This window comes from Aurantibacter sp. UH7 (genome assembly GCF_056839165.1).
The window spans coordinates 261,777-280,670 of sequence record NZ_CM166388.1; the positions used below are offsets into that span (position 1 = coordinate 261,777).

Below are 18,894 nucleotides of genomic sequence, written 5' to 3' on the forward strand. Positions count from 1 at the left end.
ATTATTTTTTAACATCAAAAAATTCATAAAAACTATTGTTATTTGCAATTACAACTAATTCATCACTGCCAGGATTTAACAACAACATATTTCGTACATCTTTATCAACAAAAAAACCAGTTTTTAAATTATTAATTAACTCAAAACTACCATTACCATTTCCTTTTAAAAAACAACCGATTCCTGCATCTGCCCTAGTAGTTTCTACTTCCGATTGATAATTATTGCCTGCCAAAAGCAAGTCTTTTTTTCCATCCGTATCGAAATCTACAAAAAGTATACTATTTATTGGTGACTGCTGTACGCTATTTTCAAAAGCCTCAAAAGCAAATCCTTTAGTACCATTATTAATAAAAACTCCCGACCTAAATTCAGTTGCCTTATAATGCAATGCAGTTTCTAATCCATTGCCAACGATACTTTTTAAATCTTTGCTAGCGAAATCATTATACGACGGTATTTTCTGCGCTAATTGTGGCAACTGTTGTGTCATACATGTTTTACCTCGTACCGGAACTTGTTTTCCACCATATTCCTTCGCAAGAATTACATCTTCAGTTCCATTTAAATCGAAGTCGGACGTATAAATTTCAAATGGTCTTTCTTTTGAAGCATGAAATTTATAATTCAATCCTAGATTTCCAGCTACAATATCTTTATCGCCATCATTATCTATATCATCAATTAAAATTCTATTCCACCATCCTACAGCTTCTGACAGGTTCTTATAATTTCCGCTTTTCACAAGTCTATTATTCTCATTAAGAAATACTTGAATACCCATCCATTCTCCAGTAACGATTAAATCGGTTTTTCCATCACTATTAAAATCGGTCCAGACCGCATCGGTCACCATTCCTAAGCCACCCAAATCAGGGGCAAATTTATCTGCTCCCATTGTAAATTGACCATTATCATTTATAAGCAAGGCACTACTCGCCGGATAAGGATATCTACCAGTTATTAATCTGCCTCCAACAAACAAATCTATATCACCATCGTTGTCGTAATCACTAGGAATTACAATTGAACCTGCAATACCTACTAAAGGCAAGGCATCTTCAGCTTTTTTGTAATTACCGGAACCATCGTTTTTATATAATCTATCTACAAGCAGTCTTGGGTTTTCTCTAAACTCGTAACTTCCACTTACTACATATAAATCTTGGTCACCGTCATTATCAGCATCAAAAAAAGTAGCTCCAACATCTTCAGAGGCTTTGTCTATTCCAAAAGCTGAGACTGGTTTTATAGTGAATTTTTTATCAGGTGCACCCAAAAGTAATTGACCAGCTTGCCCCCTACCACCACCAAGGTAAAGATCATCAATACCGTCATTATTAATATCTGCTTTGGCTATACCAGGCCCAGTTTGCGACAATTTATGTGGGAGTAAAATTTGCAAATCGAAATCATTAAAATAAGGGTCTAAATGTTCATATTTACTCGCCATTTTACTAAATAAATTTGACTCTTGCTTTTCCGATTTCATTTCAGGGTCAACGGCGTAATCATAATCAATATGAAGATGCTGATTTGCATGAACATCATCTAGAATTTGAACTTTACCATCGGGCCAAATTACCTCCATCTTTGTAGCTGATAGATTCTCACCCATACCAAAGTACAATACATTAGATACCGCAGATAAAAATCCTCTTGTATTGATTAGTTGTCTAACCTGTAATGACCCATCAGCCAAATGTAATTTAACAGTGGTACCTATTCCTGATAAATTCTTTTTTGGGCCAATAAATTGGACTTTTAACTGATACTTTCTACCTAGTATTTCAGAATTATTTTTTAATACGGTAGCCTTGTCATTTATATTATTTACTACAATATCTAAGTCGCCATCATTATCTAAATCGGCATATAATGCCCCATTTGAAAATGTCGGTTTATTTTCAGACCAACTTCCCGATAAATCAGTAAATGTATGATCACCATTATTCTTGAAGAAAAAATTATTCAACTTCTGTTGTGGTAACATTTTAGTGAATTTCAGAAAATCCTCAGCGGTGGGTTTTCTAGAATTCTCTTTTAATATTCCTAAAATTTCATTGTTTTTATCTTGGTCGATTACATCACGATAAACACCATTTGTAATAAACATATCATTCAATCCATCCAAATCAAAATCCGCAGATAATAATGACCAACTCCAATCAGTATTAGCCATACCTGCCATTTTACCAATTTCACTAAAAGTACCATTACCATTATTCATCTGTAACATATTGTGCATGTATTGATGATGATACCCTTTTTCGACCATCAATTCAAATTTTGATATTGAAGTCATGGCCATAGTAGTTTTAGAACGAACATAATCTTCAGGGTTCATATCTAAAGTCATAAGGTCCATTAGGCCATCATTATTTACATCTGCCATATCGCTCCCCATGCTATTAAATGACATGTGCTTAAACATTTTATCGCGTGACTCCGTAAAAGTTCCATTTCCATTATTAATATATGCTAGGTCAGGAACATTAAAATCATTTGACACATAGATATCAAGCCACCCATCATTATTTAAATCGCCTACCTGTGGGTTAAGTCCGAATCCGATATCATACTGTAATCCAGCTTTTTTTGAAACATCGGTAAAATGCCCATTACCATCATTATTATAAAGTCGATCACTGCCCTTCAGCTTTAAGGTATTCGGGTCTTTTTGAATTTTATCTAAATCTAACACTTCTGCCCTACTTGTAATATCAGGAGTATTTGATATATAAACATCTACATCATTATCGCGATCATAATCAAAAAAAACAGCTTGAATCGTTCGGTTTTTATCAGCAAGGCCATAAACTTCAGCTTGTTCTGTAAAGGTTAAGTCACCATTATTTACATATAGTAGGTTTGCAAACTTGTTATTATCATCTTTCCAACCTCCTCGTGAAACATAGATATCTTGTAAACCATCGTTATTAATATCTACCATGGTTACTCCTGTATTAAAACCATCATTTATATTAATACCAGCTTTTTCTGTTATGTCTATAAAATTTAATCCACCTTGATTTAGATAAAGTTTGTCTTTTGAAGAATTAGAAGTAAAATACAAATCTAAATAGCCATCGTCATTAATATCACCAACAGCGACTCCTCCTCCTATATAAGTGTACATATATTGATAATAATTGGATTCTAATGTTTCTTCTAATTCATTTACAAAATTGATTCCAGTCTCATCAGAATTTACAGATGTAAATAATCTAATAGAATTCAATTCAGTTTTATTTGAGTCTTTTTCTTTAGCATCTTCACAAGCTAATACGGTTAAAAAGCCAAACAAAAGAAATATAGTTGGCCGAATAAGGATATCTAACCATTTGTATTTCATAATTTTTAATTTCATTCTATAATTTACGAAGTTTTTTGGAGTCTTTAGCATGAGAAAAAAATATTGTCAAAAAGCAAAGCAGCAAAATTATTTTCAAATTTCGCCGCCTTGCTTAAAATAAACTAACTCAACATATTATCCCCCGAGATTAGGGTTTTTTTCAATTTCTGCAGCCGGAATGGGTGCAAAATAGTTATCTGTTCCTGTAGATCCCAAAATTGGATTAGAAGGAGAGGTTAATGGAATTGGCGTCCCATTTCCATCACCATCATACAACGTACCTATAGAAACACGCGGGTCACGTGCGGTACCACCTAATGCAGCTTGTACTTGTTCTTTTCGTACCAGATCGCTCCATCTTAAATATTCACCTGCCAATTCCCATTTACGCTCTTCATAAGCCAAATCCTGTATTGCTCCATCGGCAGTAGTAGCATCTACATAAGTTAAGCCATTTGGCACGTCATCCTCATCTACCAAATCAACCTCTGTAAGTACTGGCTGATCGACAGGTAAACCAGCAGCTCGTCGTCGTACCATATTTAAGGCTTCCCAAGCATCAGCACCATCGGTACCAGCTTCACCAGAGGCTTCGGCATAAATTAATAGTAATTCTGCATACCTCATAAACATATCATTACGATCACTTTGGAAACCGGTCCAAATTCCATCTTCAAAAGGGCCAACAACTTTTCTGAAAACTGGATTTTGTTGATCGGCAAATTCGGTCCAAGGCAATTCATCTACAATTGGTGTTGCATCATCACTAATTATATTACCATCTTCACCTAAAGGCATTACATGATGATATGTTGCATCTTTTCTTACCCCTTCTGGCATGTCTTCGTAAAATCTAATTTCAGCAAATGTTTCTTGCCAACCATTGGTTGGAGCGGTACCCGGCAAACCAAGCTTTCCTGTCTTACGATTTGGAAGTCCGCAGTCCGCGCAATATGCAATTGTGAACATCGATTCAGGACTAAACCTACCTTCAAGCGTATAAAGATCTCCCATATTAGGTACTAAAGAAAAACCATGACCACCTTCTATAACTTGTTTAGCGCTGGCAGCTGCTTGGGCATATTTAGATTGATCTTTTACAGGATAACCCGCCCAGTCTAGATATAATCTGGCGAGTATGCCTCTGGCAGATCCTTTATTTGGCTTTACAGCTCCGACTGCCGAAGTTTGAGGCAATAATGATTCTGCCATTAACATATCACTTTCAATTTGCGTATAAACATCTACCTCAGATGACAATGAAGGTCTCGCGTAGGGATCAACTTCTAATGGCAATGGAATTTTACCATGTATTCTTGCTAAATGATAAAACATTAAACCTCTTAAGAAAAAAGTCTCTCCTAACAATCTATCCTGTGCTGTGGCATCCGGTAAGGTTTGACCTTCTATACTTTCTATCACTGTATTCGCAGCTCGAATCATCTCATAAACTCCTGCCCAGTTTGTAGCTGTTCTAGAATTATCTGAAGTAATCGCCCTTTGATCATATTCTCTGAAATCTGCTTTATTACTTGCTCTATGAGTAGTCATATCATCACCAGACCAACCATTTACATAAAATGTGGTCATCCAGGCAGCTTTATTTAATTTTCCATAGATACCTTCTACACCCAATGCCATTTGTTCCGTAGTTGTAAATGGAACCACAGCTAATTGAGATGCAGCAGGATTTTCATCCAAATCTAATTGCTCGCAGCTATTAAAAATTGAAGCAAAAGCTATCATGCAAATGATTGCATAAACTGCTTTTACTGATTTAAAAATTTTTATTGTTTTCATATTTTTAGTTTATTTCTATTAACATTTTTTTTTAAAACCCTACTTTAACTCCTAAAGTATATGTTCTCGGATTAGGATATGAGCCTACTTGAACACCAGCTGCAACATCTTCGTTCCCTTGATTCGTTCTTCTAGAAGTTGATTCTGGATCATAACCTGAATAATCTGTTATCAAAAATAAATTCTGACCACCTGCGTACAACTTGATAGAATCAAGTCCGATAACATCTTTAATAGTATAACCCAATGTTAGGTTTGCTAATCGAATAAAATCACCCTTTTCAACATAACGAGAAGAATTAAATAGTTGAACAGTTGAAGGAATGTCAGTTTCATTTGTAGGCGTCCATTGATTAATTTGATCTGCAGCCATAAAACTTCTTGAATCTCCGGCACCACCGGTAATTCCTGCTTGCATTAAATTATATACTTCGAAGCCCCCTGCGCCTTGAACGAAAAAGTTCAAATCTAAGTTCTTATAAGTAAGTGTATTATTCCAGCCATAAAAAGTAGTTGGAGTACCATTACCAATAGCCCCAAACCATATTTCACCATTTTCATCCCTTAAATATTTTGGATCTCCTGGAGCTTTATCGAAAGCTGCTGCTTGAGCTGCCTCTGCGGTTTTCCATGTACCCAAAAACTTAGCACCATTAAATTGCCCTAAAGGTTCTCCTAATTGAATTAAGTTAGCTCTTCTAGCCTGACCTCCTGGCACTGCAAATTGGCCTTCTATTTCCTCGAGACCATCGAATAAACTTGTAACTTCATTTCTAGTATAAGACAATGATACATTTGAAGACCAATTAAAATCTTCTGTAGAAACTATATCATAGCCTAAAGTAATGTCATATCCGTAGTTTTTAACTTCTCCAACATTTTCAATGGTTACCCCACCACCATTAGTTGTTGGCACTGGTACTTCAAGTAATAGGTCTGTAGTTAATTTTGTATATCCGTCTATACTAAGATTACCGCGACCATTAGAAAAACCAAAATCAATTCCTACATTGGTTTGTGTGGTAGTCTCCCATGTAAGTTCTTCATTTGCGAAACTATTTATAAAAGTTCCTGGTCCTGCCGCACTACCGTTAGGTGCATAACTGTTAACACCTAGACTCGCAAAAGTACCATAAGTAGCAATACCTTGATTACCTACTTGCCCCCAACCGGCTCTAAATTTTAAAGCACTAAGAAATTCAGAATTTTCTACTATACTATTAAAGTTATATGCCAATGCAACAGATGGGAAAAAACCCCATTTTTTTCCAGGTCGAAACACAGATGTACCATCATAACGACCAGTAGCCGTTAAGAACAAATTATCGTTTAAAATGTATTCAGCTCTTAACATCCATGAAGATAATTCTCTTTCTCCAAAGTTGTTACCAACCGTTTGACCAGCATTAGGAGCTAATTCTGCAAAATAAAAACCGTTTGGCAATGCCAAATCGTTTGCAGTATATTGATTAAAAACATTTTTAGTATTCTGATATTCTTGAACCCCTGTTAATTTGATATCATGTTTGCCGAACTCTTTTTGCCAAGTTAAAATATTACTTACTTGATAAGAAGTGATTTTGTTATTACTGAATGAGGCATCCGGGATTTCATTATTCCCTTCGATAGCGTATCTCTGAACATTATAATTACTTAATTGCGTTCCAATAACCGTAGAAAAACTAAGATTATCAGTTATACTATATCGTAAATTAAGTGCTGAATTTAATTTTTCTTCAACATCACTAAAATCACTTTCATTTAATGTAAGAACAGGATTTTGATTCAATGAACCTATACCTTTTATTGAGCGTTTATTATAATTTCCATCAGCATCAAAAACAGGTGTTGATGGGTCCCAAGTATTTGCCTTATACATTAAACTACCTTGACCGCTTCCAAAAGTTTGAAAATTGTTGCCAATTTCACCACGACTACCATATATATTAAGGCTTGTTGTAAACCTATCCGATATTTTCGCTTCTAAATTCGAACGCAATGATAGTTGTTGATAACCTGTATTAATTACAATACCCTCTTCATCTCTATAATTACCAGAAATAAAGTATCTCAGACTTCCCTCAGATCCACTTGCTGATAACTGAAGGTTTTTACTTATACCACTTCTAAGTATCTCGTCTTGATAATTAGTGCCACCGTTGGCCTCTAAATCGGCAATTTCACTATCTGTAAATACTGGACTACCACCAGTATTAACTCTTCTTCCATTTTCAATCCTGGCAAAATCACCAGGAGAATCGGCTAAAGTTGGTAGAAGTTCAGGGACTTTAGAAAATGTTGTAAAAAAGTCTAAATTAATCTTTCCTTTACCCGAACCTTTTTTAGTTGTAATAATAATTACACCATTAGATCCACGTACACCATAAATTGCAGTTGCTGAAGCATCTTTCAACACATCCATTGCTGCAATATCATTTGGATTAACAGTACTCAAATCTCCACCTAAAATACCATCAATTACCACCAACGGATCATTATTTCCTGTAATAGAATTAACACCTCTAATACGCACTTTTATATTAGCGCCTGGCGCACCGTTGGCTTTTGCAACAGTTACGCCCGCAGCTCTACCTTGTAAGGCTTCCTCTACTCTAGTCAATGGTTGGCTTTCAAAAGACTTCGCGTCTACCCTTGTTACCGAGCCAGTAACATCAGATTTTTTTACTGTACCATAACCAATAACTACAACCTCATCTAATTGTTGCTGATCAAGTACTAATTGCGTATTAATTGTAGTTTGCGTTCCAATTGTAATATTCTGAGTAGTATATCCTATATATGATATGGCAATTACATCTTCAGGTGAGGCATCAATAGTATAATTTCCATCAAAATCTGATTGCGTACCATTAGTTGTCCCTTTTACTACAATATTAGCTCCGGGAACGGGATCCCCATTTTCATCTACTACGTTTCCTGAAATGGTTTGCTGAGCATGAGCATATTGCATGCCCATTAATGCAAGGAACAGCCCCGTTAGGAAACCTTTTTTTAAAAATTCGAAAAATCGTTTTTTCATAATCATTGGTTTATTGAGTTAATTAAGTTTAATTTTTACCTACTAGATTGATTAGTTATTTAAATTCAACATTGAGCATTTGTTGTTCGATAAACGAAAAAATGTATAATAGAAATGACACAAATCTTCACTAATACACCTTTTCACGAAAAATCATATTTATAATTAATTTTAAAATAAATATGAATTATACAATAATTTCATTCGAAAAATACATAAATCGCATTATCAGACCTAAACTGGGCACTAGACATAAACTAGACAAGAAAAATATTGGGATAGTTATTTTATAAGTTGATAATTTAAGTCAATCATAAAATTACATGGAGAAAGTGCCTTTCAATTATCGCCATTTATCAATAACTGGCACTATATTGACTTAATAGTTAGAAAAAGGTCGTTATTTAATCAATTGATAGTTGTCAGGGATTTTTTTCAGTTTATACTAGACAGAGAACAAATAACAATTTGAAGGAGAGCACTTTAATTATTTCACAGTGTATTACTTTACCATTTTTCATTTCAAACCATAAATTTTAAGTTGATAGTATTTTTCAAATGCTATCAAACAATTTGAATATGAGTTTATGGAAAACTAACTTTTAAACATTAAGAAATGAATTTTTAGAAGAATTACTATTTAAGAATAGAATGCTTTTTCATATTATAAGCACAAATATTCAGTTGAAACTATAGAGAAAAATTACGACAACGCATCCTGAGATTGCAACAATTGCCGAAAGCAAACTAAAAGTTTTTAATAGTTTAGAAGTTTCTATTTCATGTACTTCTTTGAAAAGCCAAAAGAAACTACTGTTAACATGAATAATTCCCAAAGAACCAGCACCAATAGCAGCTGCTGTCAATTCGGGAGGAAGACTTCCGTTGGTAACCAAAGGTGCCATTATTGATGCTGTCGTGATTAGTGAAACAGTAATTGAACCTGTAACGGTAGTGAACATAAATGCCAATAGAAAAGGGATTATTATGCTGAATGCAACGAGACCGCCAGCATCTGGTAATAATGAATTTACAATTTCCGTGTCTTTGATAACTTGACCAAAAGCACCCCCGGTACCTGTTTTTAAAATTACAGTGGCCGATTTCTCCCCAGAAGTTTGAAAATAATCGTTTAGTTTTTTCGAAAAGTCTTTACGTTCCAATAATGGCAAAGCGAAAACCACCCCAATTAATAATGCCCAGATTGGATTTTTAATAAAGGCTATTATCGGATTATCATCAGAAATAATATTTCCAATTCCCATTAAAAACAATGGAATCAACAAGGCTACAAAAGGTAAAACTCGTTTTAAACCTTTAATAGAATTTTTCTCTCCCCCAACAATTATAACTTCTTTCGGTAACGGAATTTGCAAGTTCTTTTTATTGAATTTTATCCAAATTAAGCCGCCAATAACCGCAAATAAACCTACCGTCACATTTATGGGAATCATTCCGCCAATATCAGTTTCCAAAATAGCTGCAACTGCTAAGGGCCCAGGAGTGGGAGGAATTAATGCGTGCGCCACCGTCAAACTACTTGCAAGCGAAAGTCCTAATACCAACACTGAATGTCCAGATTTTTTAGATAATGCAATTATTGTCGGCAGTAATGTTAGATAAGCAACATCTACAAAAACTGGTATCCCTACTAAAAACCCTATTACTGCCAATGCTAAGGGTAGTCGTTTAATTCCAAAGACTTTAATGACACTATCAGCTATGACATCTGCGCCACCAGTAACCGCAAGTATCTCTCCGAGTAAGGTTCCAAAGAGAATGACAAGACCAATCCATTTTAGAGTATTCCCAAATCCGCTTAAAAGGCTTTCTGTTACAACTTCTACTGAACTTCCAGATGCCAAACCTAAAATTAAACCGGCAATCAATAATGCTGGAATCGGATGAACTTTCAAAACTGTAATTGCAACAATCAGCAATACAATACATCCGATTAAAACAATGAGTCCTGTCATTCGGATTCTATTTTAACTCAAGCTGTTGAATTTCTTTATTTTCAGTTCCACGAATCGCCTCATATGCCCCAATTAATTTTTGAAGTTTTTCTGGGTTACTATTCGCTAAATTATGTTGTTGCTCAATATCCTCTTTCAAATTATACAATTGGTAGTCCGAAGCATTTGCTAATTCTATATTTACTTGTTTATTAATAGCTGGCCCTTTATAAGGAGGAATCATAGCCCAATCACCTTTTCTAAACGCTGTTCTTGAAGTAGCTTCGATAACCATTTCTTCACGACCTTTTGAACTTTTACCTAAAAATAAATCTAAAAGCTCTTCACTGTCATTTGTGCTCTCATCACTACCTGTCAATGCTGCAAGAGAAGCAAACAAATCTATTTGAGAAACCATTGCATCTGACACACCTGGCCTAATTTCACCTTTCCAATAGGTGAAAAATGGTACGCGCGTTCCTGCCTCAAAAAGACTATATTTTCCACCACGCAAAGCACCAGCAGGTTTATGATTACCTAATTTTTCTTCTGAATCATCATAATAACCGTCATTTACAACTGGTCCATTATCACTAGAGAAAACAATAAGTGTATTCTCTAATAATTCTTCAGTCTCTAAAGTTTTTATGAATTCACCAACCATCCAATCCGCTTCTACGATTACATCACCTCTTGGTCCCATACCTGATGAGCCAACAAATCGAGCATTTGGAGTTCTTGGAACATGCGGCTGTTGTAAGGCATAGTATAGGAAAAATGGTTCTGATTTATGTTTCTTAACATATTCTTGCGCATCGGCTAAAAAATAATCTGCCATATCTTCATCAACCCATTTTGCAGCTTCACCACCTTTCATGAAACCAATACGGGGAATTCCATTTACGATACTATTATTGTGCCCATGATGCCATTTCATTTTTAACAATTCTGGGTTATCTAAACCTGTTGGTTCTCCTTCAAAATTTTCTTTATAATTTACTTCAATTGGATCATTAGGATCAAGGTTTACAACATTGCCATTTTCAATATATACCGTAGGAACGCGATCTTGAGTAGCCGCCAAAATATGACTATAATCAAAACCCACTTCATTTGGACCAGGAGCAATTTTCTCATTCCAATTTACATTACCACTACCTAAACCTAAGTGCCATTTTCCAACTATACCTGTATGATAACCCTGCTTTTGAAGCATTTTTGGAATAGTAGGTTGCGCTACATCAATAATAAGCGGCGCCGTTCCTGGCAGAATTTTAGCACTTTCATTACGCCATGGGTAAACCCCTGTCAACAATGCATATCTACTTGGTGTACAAGTTGCCGAAGACGCATAACCATTTGTAAAACGCATTCCACCATTGGCAAGTTTGTCAAGATTTGGTGTATTTATTTCGGTAGCACCATAAGCTCCCATTTCACCATATCCTAAATCATCGGCATAGATAATTACGATATTCGGTTTAGTACTTTCTTCAACTTTTTCAATAGCCTTTTTCTCTTCTTTACAAGATGCTAAAATAAGTAGGCAACAAATTGCAAAATGGTGAATACTACTTCTCATATTTAATTGGTTTTATTTCGTTGTTTTTGTTCTTTAGTTAAGGTTTGAAAACCTATTTCCACTCCATTCAGCATCTCTTGATACAAATCGGGCTTTTCAATTTTTACCCACTCCAACAAATCAACAGCACTAGCGTGCACCGGATTATAAGTATCACTTACTGGTTTCATTTCTGAGTCATAACTTAAAGTTTTACTTCTCATTGCTTCTAAAACAGCAAGGTGTTCAATATTTTCAGCTAGGTTTTCTAATTCAAAAGGATCCTCTTGAATATTATATAATTCTTCTTTTGGCTTTGAATCTGAGAAAAATTGTTTTTGCTCAGCATTCAGTTTACCTTCTTTCTTTAAAGTGCGCATTATATGAATAGCAGGACGATAAAATTCTAAATATGCTTGACCTGCTTCCCAAGGAATTTCAGGCTTATCATTTCGAATATACTTCCATTTACCATTGGTAATTGCCCTAGATTTTTCTTCTATCTCATCCCATAAATCACGTGCCGCATAAACTTCTTCTCTGTTAAAATTATCATTTAAAATGGACATTCCTGTCATGTACTCTGGAATCTCAACACCTGCTAAGTCTAAAATAGTTGCGGTAATGTCAGTAGAACTTACCACTTGATTCTTAACTTGATTAGGCTTAATTCCTTTTGGCCATTTCATTAAAAAGGGAATACGTAATCCTGGGTCATGTAAATATCCTTTGCCTTTAATATTACATCTACCATTATCACCAATAAAAATTACTACCGTATTTTCAGACAAGCCTTTTTCTTCTAACTCTTGAAATAACATGCCCACCTCATCATCCATGTATTCCATAGTATCTAAATACTTGGCCCAGTCTAATCGAACAGTAGGGTGCTCAGCGTAATATGGTGGTAATTCAACATCATCAGGATTAACTGGGTGTTTGGATTGTGAACGAATTTCATTCCACCAATCGCCCCTATGTGTTACATTCAATTGAATTTGGGCGAAAAAAGGAGTGTCAGCTGGATTAATAGTATCGAACTTATCAAAAAGTCCGAATTTATCTTTTCCATTCCATTCCCCAATAGGTTGATGCTTAAAATTCACATCTGTCTTTCTACCTTTACCACGTACATTATGATGCCCCAAAATTGTAGTATACCCTGCATCTCTCAAAAGTTTAGTAAACGGTAGATAAGGTTTTGATAAAGGGACATCTCGGTTACTTCGATGGTTATGTGTATTAGTTTTAATTTGATGAACACCGACCATCATTGCAGAACGACTTGGTGAACAAATTGGATTTGTCACATAAGCATTGTTATACTTTATGCCATCCAATGCCATTTGATCTAAGTTCGGAGTTTTTACTGCTTTCATTCCGTAACATGCCAAATCAAGACTAATATCTTCTGCCATGAGCCAGATAATATTTGGAGGCCTTTCTTCTAATTGTATTTCTTTTGTTTCTTGTTTACAAGCTGAGAAAAGTAATATAAAACAAATAGTCAAACTGTAAACTACATTCAATTTATTCCGATTTATCATAGAAATATTCTCAATTTTTAACGTGATTTTAAATGTAGTAGTAATCAGATAAATTATGTACTTGTGCATACAAAATGTGTCTGCGTTGAGAAATTAGTAGACATCTATCGTTAATTTCATCACTAGCAATCATCATTACGTTGTAAATAAGTTAGCGATTATCTAAAATTATTCACTGTCTTTCTAAACCTCTTTGCCAGCTCAGTTATACCTTTAAAATCTCTATTTCGAATTAGGTTTGCATTCGTTAATTCACTTCCTACGCCCAAACAAGGAGCACCTTGTTCTAACCATTCTATAGCATTTAGTTCAGTAACTCCTCCAGTAGGCATTATTGGTATATAAGGCATTGGTGCTTTTATAGCTTTATAATAGTTTATACCTAAAGCACCAGCTGGAAATAACTTAATTATATCTGCACCCCAATCATAAGCCTGTAAAACTTCAGTTGGTGAGAATGCGCCAGATAATACAGGTTTTCCATACTTATGGGCCATATCTATAACCTCTTTCTTACTTGCGGGCGTCACAATAAATTCCGCACCTGCTTCAATGGCTAACTTTGCAGTTTGAGCATCTACTACAGATCCAACACCTGCTAAAATCCCCTCATGCTGTGCTATTTTATTTATTTCAGCAAGGGCATTAGGTGTTCCGACGGTTACTTCAATAGCCGTAATTCCTCCTTCAAATAAGGCCATGGCTGTTGGATACACATCTTCTGCCTTATCCAAGCGTATAATAGCTACTACTACGGTTTTCTTCAGTTCAATTAAAATATCTTCTTTGGTCATCTAGTAATTTTCAGTGGCTTTAGCACCCTCACTTATATATTAGTCACTTTATGAATATCAAGATTTTAGAATTTATCATCTTCTAACATGCCCTTTAATATTTCCAGAGGCTATCTCCATCAATTCTTGTTCTGAGCTATAGTTAATATCACCTTTTAAAGTTTGCGTAATTGCAAAAGCTGCAGTTGAAAAATTAACAATTGTATCAGGTTCCCAGTCTTTTATTATTCCGTGAAGTAAAGCAGCAGTAAATGCATCTCCACCACCTAGGCGATCGGTAATTTCCGTAGTCAGTCTATTACCAAAATAATATTCATCGTCCTTCTTGACCATTCCTCCAAGTATATTTTCATTCGCATTTTGTTGTAAGCGCAGCGTCATGGCAATAACATCAAAATCACCTAAATTTTCCAAACCCTGTGTTGCTGTCCTAGTAGCAGAAATCAAACTTTCAAAATCGCTTATCTCCTCAGTTCGAATATCGAAAACATCTAGGGCCGAACCAATATTACCGATAAGAATATCCACATAAGGCAGAATAGATGAAAATGAACGTTTAGCCTCTTCTTTTTCCCAAAGGGTTCTTCTATAATTTAAATCAAAAATTACGTTTACTTTATTATTCTTAGCAACTTTTAATGCTAAAGTGATATTGTCACGACAAGTCTCCGATAGTGCAGGTGTTATTCCCGTTAAAACAAAATAATTGGCGTTTTCAAAAATGGATTCCCAATGTTTTTGCGAGAACTTTGTTTTTGTTACTGATGCATGCTGTCGGTCGTAGGTTACTTTTGAACCACGAAGCGAAGTTCCATGTTCAATATAATACGTACCAAGCCGACCATCATCCCAAACAATTGCGTCTGTAGCTATACCGAATTGATTTAAAAAACGATTTGCAGATTGTCCTAAAGGGTTCTTCGGCAAAGCTGATACAAACTCAGTTGGGTGACCTAACACTGCTAAGTCTGCAATTATATTAGCTTCTGCTCCTGCAAAGGCCATTTGCAAAATATCTGTTTGTTCTAAGAGTCTTCCATGATCCTGAGGTGTAAGGCGCAAAAGCAATTCACCATAACCAACAATCTTATTTCTCATAACCTAAAATAATACTAAGACATTACAATTGCCTTATATTCCCTAATAATAAAGTTTAAAAATGGAGATTAAAGTTAGTAATTAAATAGCCATTGATATTCGCTTTTTTACAAGATAATCATCTAAAGCTAAATGTGAACAATCATGACCAATACCACTATTCTTAATTCCGCCGTGCGGAAGATAAATAGAATATTTTACTCCATTGATTTGAATTTCTCCAAATTCAAGGTCTCTAGAAAATCTTTCAATTCTTTTGTGGTTATTCGAGAAAATATAAGAAGCTAATCCGTATTCAGTATCGTTTGCTAAAGCCAAGACTTCATCATCAGTTTCAAAACGCATTAATGAACCTATTGGACCAAAAGTCTCTTTTTTAAAGACATCCATATCAGTGGTCATTCCTGAAAGAACAGTTGGTTCTAACCAATTTCCTTTCTCTTTTCCTTTAGGAATGTTTCCACCGTATTCTAATATTGCACCTTTACTGGTCGCGTCTTTTATTAATTCAAACATACGGTCTCTATCTCGTCTTGAGACCATTGGTCCCATATCTACATCAGAATCTACTCCATGACCTAACTTTAATTCAGAGGCTCTTTTGATGTAAGCTTTCAAGAACTTATCATAAATACTCTTATGTACAAAAATTCGATTGGCAGCTACACATATCTGACCTGTGTTACCAAATTTTAATCCAATTGCTAAGTCCAATGCTTTTTCAAAATCAGCATCTTCGAATACTATAAAAGGAGCATTCCCACCCAATTCCATTCCTAATTTTTTTATTGATGTAGTACTATCAGCAATTACTTTTTGACCTGTCTCTGTTGAACCTATCATTGTTAAAACAGCTGGAATTTTACTTGTAGTTAACGTATGCGCAACTTCACTACTTGGTCCACAAAGTATATTTACGACACCCGCAGGGAAATTAATTTCTTTTAAAATTTTTCCAATTAAATACGCAGATAATGGGGATGCTGCCGAAGGTTTAATAATTATAGAACAGCCACTAGCAAGTGCAGGCCCCAATTTAAAACCGACGTTTAATAATGGAAAATTCCAAGCTAAATAAGCTACAGCTACCCCTGCTGGTTGATGAACCATTTTATGGGTATGTGTATTTTCGTAATCCGGAATTTGTTCATCGCGCATATTCTTCATAGCAGCAGGGTACCATTCTAAACCATTAATTACAGCCTCTATATCCTCCCAAGCTCCGGCATATGTTTTACCCATTTCATACACCATCGCCGCACGCAATTCATGCTCATTTTCTAATACAGCCGAACGCAATTTTGTCATCCAAACTGTACGTTCTGCTAATGACAGCTTGGACCAAAATTGAAATCCTTTTTCCGCGGCCTTTAATGCCAATTCCGCATCTTCTGCTCCCGCCCATGCAATTTCACCAATGGACTCATCGTCAGCGGGACAAATAACTGTATGTTTTTTATTAGAAACAGAATCTACTAATTCACCTCCAATGTATAATTTATGGTATCCAAAAGTCATAATGCTAATCGTTAAATTAAATAAGAATTTCAGATGAAAAATGACGGACCATTTTTTCATCCACTTCAATACCTAAACCTGGTAATTGAGGAATATCTAGATATCCATTTTTCATCTTTAATGATGGTGTAGTAAGTGATTCTCGAATATCATTCTCAGTACGGTCATATTCAATAAACATTTCAGGAGTGTATAATCGTCCAGGAATTGGTTCGAGATTTGCAATAAAGTGTAATGCTGCATGAAAAGCAATTCCAGTTCCCCAAACATGTGGAATTATTTCAATGCCTTTTGTATTTGCTAATGTTGAAATTCTTTTTGCTTCACTTAAACCGCCTGCTCCACATATATCTACTTGAAGAATATCAATACTTTCATTATCTAATAATGTTTGAAACCCATAACGTAAATATTCACATTCACCACCTGCAATTGGGATAGTTGTTTTTGATCTCAATTCTTTATAATGGTGATAATATTCTGGTGAAACTGGCTCTTCAAACCAATCAATATTATATTGCTCTAATGCTCTTGATAATTTAGTCGCTTCCCTTAATGAGTATGCATGGTTGGCATCTATCATTAAATTAATTTCATTTCCTATTGCTTCCCTTACCGATTTAACCAAAGTAATATCTTTAGCAACTGAAAGCCCAACTTTCATCTTTATTGCCTTAAAGCCCTGATTCACATAAGTTTTAGCTTCAGCAACCAATTTTGAAACAAGATTATCACTTTCAGAAAAATATAAACCTGTTGCATACGGAACTACTTTTTTACGATGTTGCCCCCCCATAAGAACACTAACAGGTTGATTTAAAATTTTTCCTTTTAAATCCCATAAAGCAACATCAATAGCACTTATTGATGCTACTAAGACACCACGCCTAGCAAAATCTAAAGTCTTCCGATACATTTTAAACCAAAGCGTTTCATTTTCCAAAGGGTTTTCACCAATTAAAATAGGAGTAACTAAATTGATTCCAGATTTAATAACATCTGCGGGACCATAACCCTCTCCCCAACCACATATTCCTTGATCAGTAGTGATTTTTACAATGCATATTCTGCGTTCACTATACGCCCATTGCGAAAAGAAAAAAGTTTCTTTCAATTTATTCGACAGTACAAAAGTCTCTACTTTGGTAATCTTCATAACTATTACATTAACGGTCGGTATTTTGAAAGATAAAATTAATAAAGACTGAAGAAATGTTTATGGTGGTATTTATCTAGGACTAACCCTATTTTAACCCAAATTATTAAATTAATTAATTTTTAGGTTATTGTATAGTAAGACAAACAGGTTTTAAGAAACCTCTTGAAGATTATGTTGTCTAAAATTACTGTAACTATCACGATAAATACTGGGTGATACTTCTTTAAAACTTTTAAAAGTTCTATTAAAATTGGTTAATGAGGAGAAGCCAACATCATAACAAATCTGCTTTATTGGTGCCTCACCATTTATTAATAATTGACATGCTTTACTAATACGGACTTCATTTAAAAACAAAGAAAAAGTTTTGTTCGTTCGTGTTTTAAAAAACCTACAGAAAGCAGGAGGTGTCATCGCTGCAATTTTTGAAATATCATCTAAGCCAATACTACTTGAGTAATTAGTTGATATATAATTTATAACTTTCTGCAATCGATTTTCACCAGAAAGTTCTTTAGGTATTGTAAAATTAGGACCCGATAATTTTTGGTGATTTTTACTTCTAACCAATTTACGTAGTATACTTAATAACAGTATAAGTTTTTCTGAAGCCTCGGCTTGGGTTAATTGTAATAATTCATCATGAACAGATTTACGAACTTTTTTAGAAAATAATATCCCGCTACTAGCCTCTTTTAAAAGTGCCTTTATATGTAAAAGCTCTGGCATTAAAAAGAGATTTACTTCACCAAACATTCTTGTAAACTTAATTACTATAAAATCGGTGTTTTCCCCTGTAATATTATCTTCATCATTACGCCATAAGTGTGGTAACCATTGACCAACCAATACTAATTCACCTTTTTGAAAATTTGAAATATGGTCTCCCACTATTCGCATTCCTTGACCTTTTAAAAAATAAATAAGCTCAAATTCTTTATGAAAATGCCAATCACCCCCCATGTGAGGGCGATGCAATCTTTTGGCATAAATAGAACTCAAAGAGTCTTGTTCGGAAGATTTGAAATGCAATTTCATAAATAAAAGTTAAAGAAAAAATTGAACTT

11 protein-coding genes are annotated in these 18,894 nt (G+C 34.8%); all 11 read right to left on the reverse strand.

Annotated features, from left to right (window positions below):
- Nucleotide 1: 1 nt before the first annotated feature.
- Nucleotides 2–3,355 carry a VCBS repeat-containing protein gene (locus UH7x_RS01145; RefSeq protein ID WP_482361888.1) on the reverse strand — a complete coding sequence of 1,118 codons (3,354 nt, stop codon included), beginning with the start codon at nucleotides 3,353–3,355 and terminating at the stop codon, nucleotides 2–4.
- Between the two features lie 135 nt (nucleotides 3,356–3,490).
- The gene (locus tag UH7x_RS01150; RefSeq protein ID WP_482361889.1) at nucleotides 3,491–5,155 is read right to left on the reverse strand and encodes a RagB/SusD family nutrient uptake outer membrane protein; all 1,665 of its coding nucleotides are present in this window, start codon (nucleotides 5,153–5,155) and stop codon (nucleotides 3,491–3,493) included.
- Between the two features lie 31 nt (nucleotides 5,156–5,186).
- Nucleotides 5,187–8,195 (reverse strand): SusC/RagA family TonB-linked outer membrane protein, encoded by a 3,009-nt coding sequence (locus UH7x_RS01155; protein WP_482361890.1) that lies wholly within the window; start codon nucleotides 8,193–8,195, stop codon nucleotides 5,187–5,189.
- A 680-nt stretch (nucleotides 8,196–8,875) separates the two neighbouring features.
- Nucleotides 8,876–10,171 (reverse strand): GntP family permease, encoded by a 1,296-nt coding sequence (locus UH7x_RS01160; RefSeq protein WP_482361891.1) that lies wholly within the window; start codon nucleotides 10,169–10,171, stop codon nucleotides 8,876–8,878.
- Nucleotides 10,172–10,178: 7 nt separating this feature from the next.
- Nucleotides 10,179–11,732: a sulfatase family protein gene (locus tag UH7x_RS01165; RefSeq protein ID WP_482361892.1), complete on the reverse strand. Its 1,554-nt coding sequence runs from the start codon at nucleotides 11,730–11,732 to the stop codon at nucleotides 10,179–10,181.
- 2 nt (nucleotides 11,733–11,734) lie between these two features.
- Nucleotides 11,735–13,327: a sulfatase family protein gene (locus UH7x_RS01170; protein ID WP_482361893.1), complete on the reverse strand. Its 1,593-nt coding sequence runs from the start codon at nucleotides 13,325–13,327 to the stop codon at nucleotides 11,735–11,737.
- 89 nt (nucleotides 13,328–13,416) lie between these two features.
- Nucleotides 13,417–14,052 (reverse strand): bifunctional 4-hydroxy-2-oxoglutarate aldolase/2-dehydro-3-deoxy-phosphogluconate aldolase, encoded by a 636-nt coding sequence (locus UH7x_RS01175; RefSeq protein ID WP_482361894.1) that lies wholly within the window; start codon nucleotides 14,050–14,052, stop codon nucleotides 13,417–13,419.
- Between the two features lie 75 nt (nucleotides 14,053–14,127).
- Nucleotides 14,128–15,150 (reverse strand): sugar kinase, encoded by a 1,023-nt coding sequence (locus UH7x_RS01180; protein ID WP_482361895.1) that lies wholly within the window; start codon nucleotides 15,148–15,150, stop codon nucleotides 14,128–14,130.
- Between the two features lie 81 nt (nucleotides 15,151–15,231).
- Nucleotides 15,232–16,668, reverse strand: a complete 1,437-nt coding sequence (locus tag UH7x_RS01185; RefSeq protein WP_482361896.1) for an NAD-dependent succinate-semialdehyde dehydrogenase — start codon at nucleotides 16,666–16,668, stop codon at nucleotides 15,232–15,234.
- 16 nt (nucleotides 16,669–16,684) lie between these two features.
- The gene (locus UH7x_RS01190; protein WP_482361897.1) at nucleotides 16,685–17,824 is read right to left on the reverse strand and encodes a mandelate racemase/muconate lactonizing enzyme family protein; all 1,140 of its coding nucleotides are present in this window, start codon (nucleotides 17,822–17,824) and stop codon (nucleotides 16,685–16,687) included.
- A gap of 153 nt (nucleotides 17,825–17,977) precedes the next feature.
- Nucleotides 17,978–18,865, reverse strand: a complete 888-nt coding sequence (locus UH7x_RS01195) for an AraC family transcriptional regulator (protein WP_482361898.1) — start codon at nucleotides 18,863–18,865, stop codon at nucleotides 17,978–17,980.
- Nucleotides 18,866–18,894 lie beyond the last annotated feature (29 nt).

What these genes read in the sequence shown, in the direction of transcription:
- UH7x_RS01145 (WP_482361888.1), bottom strand. Translation starts at nt 3,355, where the DNA reads ATGAAATACAAATGGTTAGATATCCTTATTCGGCCAACTATATTTCTT.
- UH7x_RS01150 (WP_482361889.1), bottom strand. Translation starts at nt 5,155, where the DNA reads ATGAAAACAATAAAAATTTTTAAATCAGTAAAAGCAGTTTATGCAATC.
- UH7x_RS01155 (WP_482361890.1), bottom strand. Translation starts at nt 8,195, where the DNA reads ATGAAAAAACGATTTTTCGAATTTTTAAAAAAAGGTTTCCTAACGGGG.
- UH7x_RS01160 (WP_482361891.1), bottom strand. Translation starts at nt 10,171, where the DNA reads ATGACAGGACTCATTGTTTTAATCGGATGTATTGTATTGCTGATTGTT.
- UH7x_RS01165 (WP_482361892.1), bottom strand. Translation starts at nt 11,732, where the DNA reads ATGAGAAGTAGTATTCACCATTTTGCAATTTGTTGCCTACTTATTTTA.
- UH7x_RS01170 (WP_482361893.1), bottom strand. Translation starts at nt 13,327, where the DNA reads ATGCACAAGTACATAATTTATCTGATTACTACTACATTTAAAATCACG.
- UH7x_RS01175 (WP_482361894.1), bottom strand. Translation starts at nt 14,052, where the DNA reads ATGACCAAAGAAGATATTTTAATTGAACTGAAGAAAACCGTAGTAGTA.
- UH7x_RS01180 (WP_482361895.1), bottom strand. Translation starts at nt 15,150, where the DNA reads ATGAGAAATAAGATTGTTGGTTATGGTGAATTGCTTTTGCGCCTTACA.
- UH7x_RS01185 (WP_482361896.1), bottom strand. Translation starts at nt 16,668, where the DNA reads ATGACTTTTGGATACCATAAATTATACATTGGAGGTGAATTAGTAGAT.
- UH7x_RS01190 (WP_482361897.1), bottom strand. Translation starts at nt 17,824, where the DNA reads ATGAAGATTACCAAAGTAGAGACTTTTGTACTGTCGAATAAATTGAAA.
- UH7x_RS01195 (WP_482361898.1), bottom strand. Translation starts at nt 18,865, where the DNA reads ATGAAATTGCATTTCAAATCTTCCGAACAAGACTCTTTGAGTTCTATT.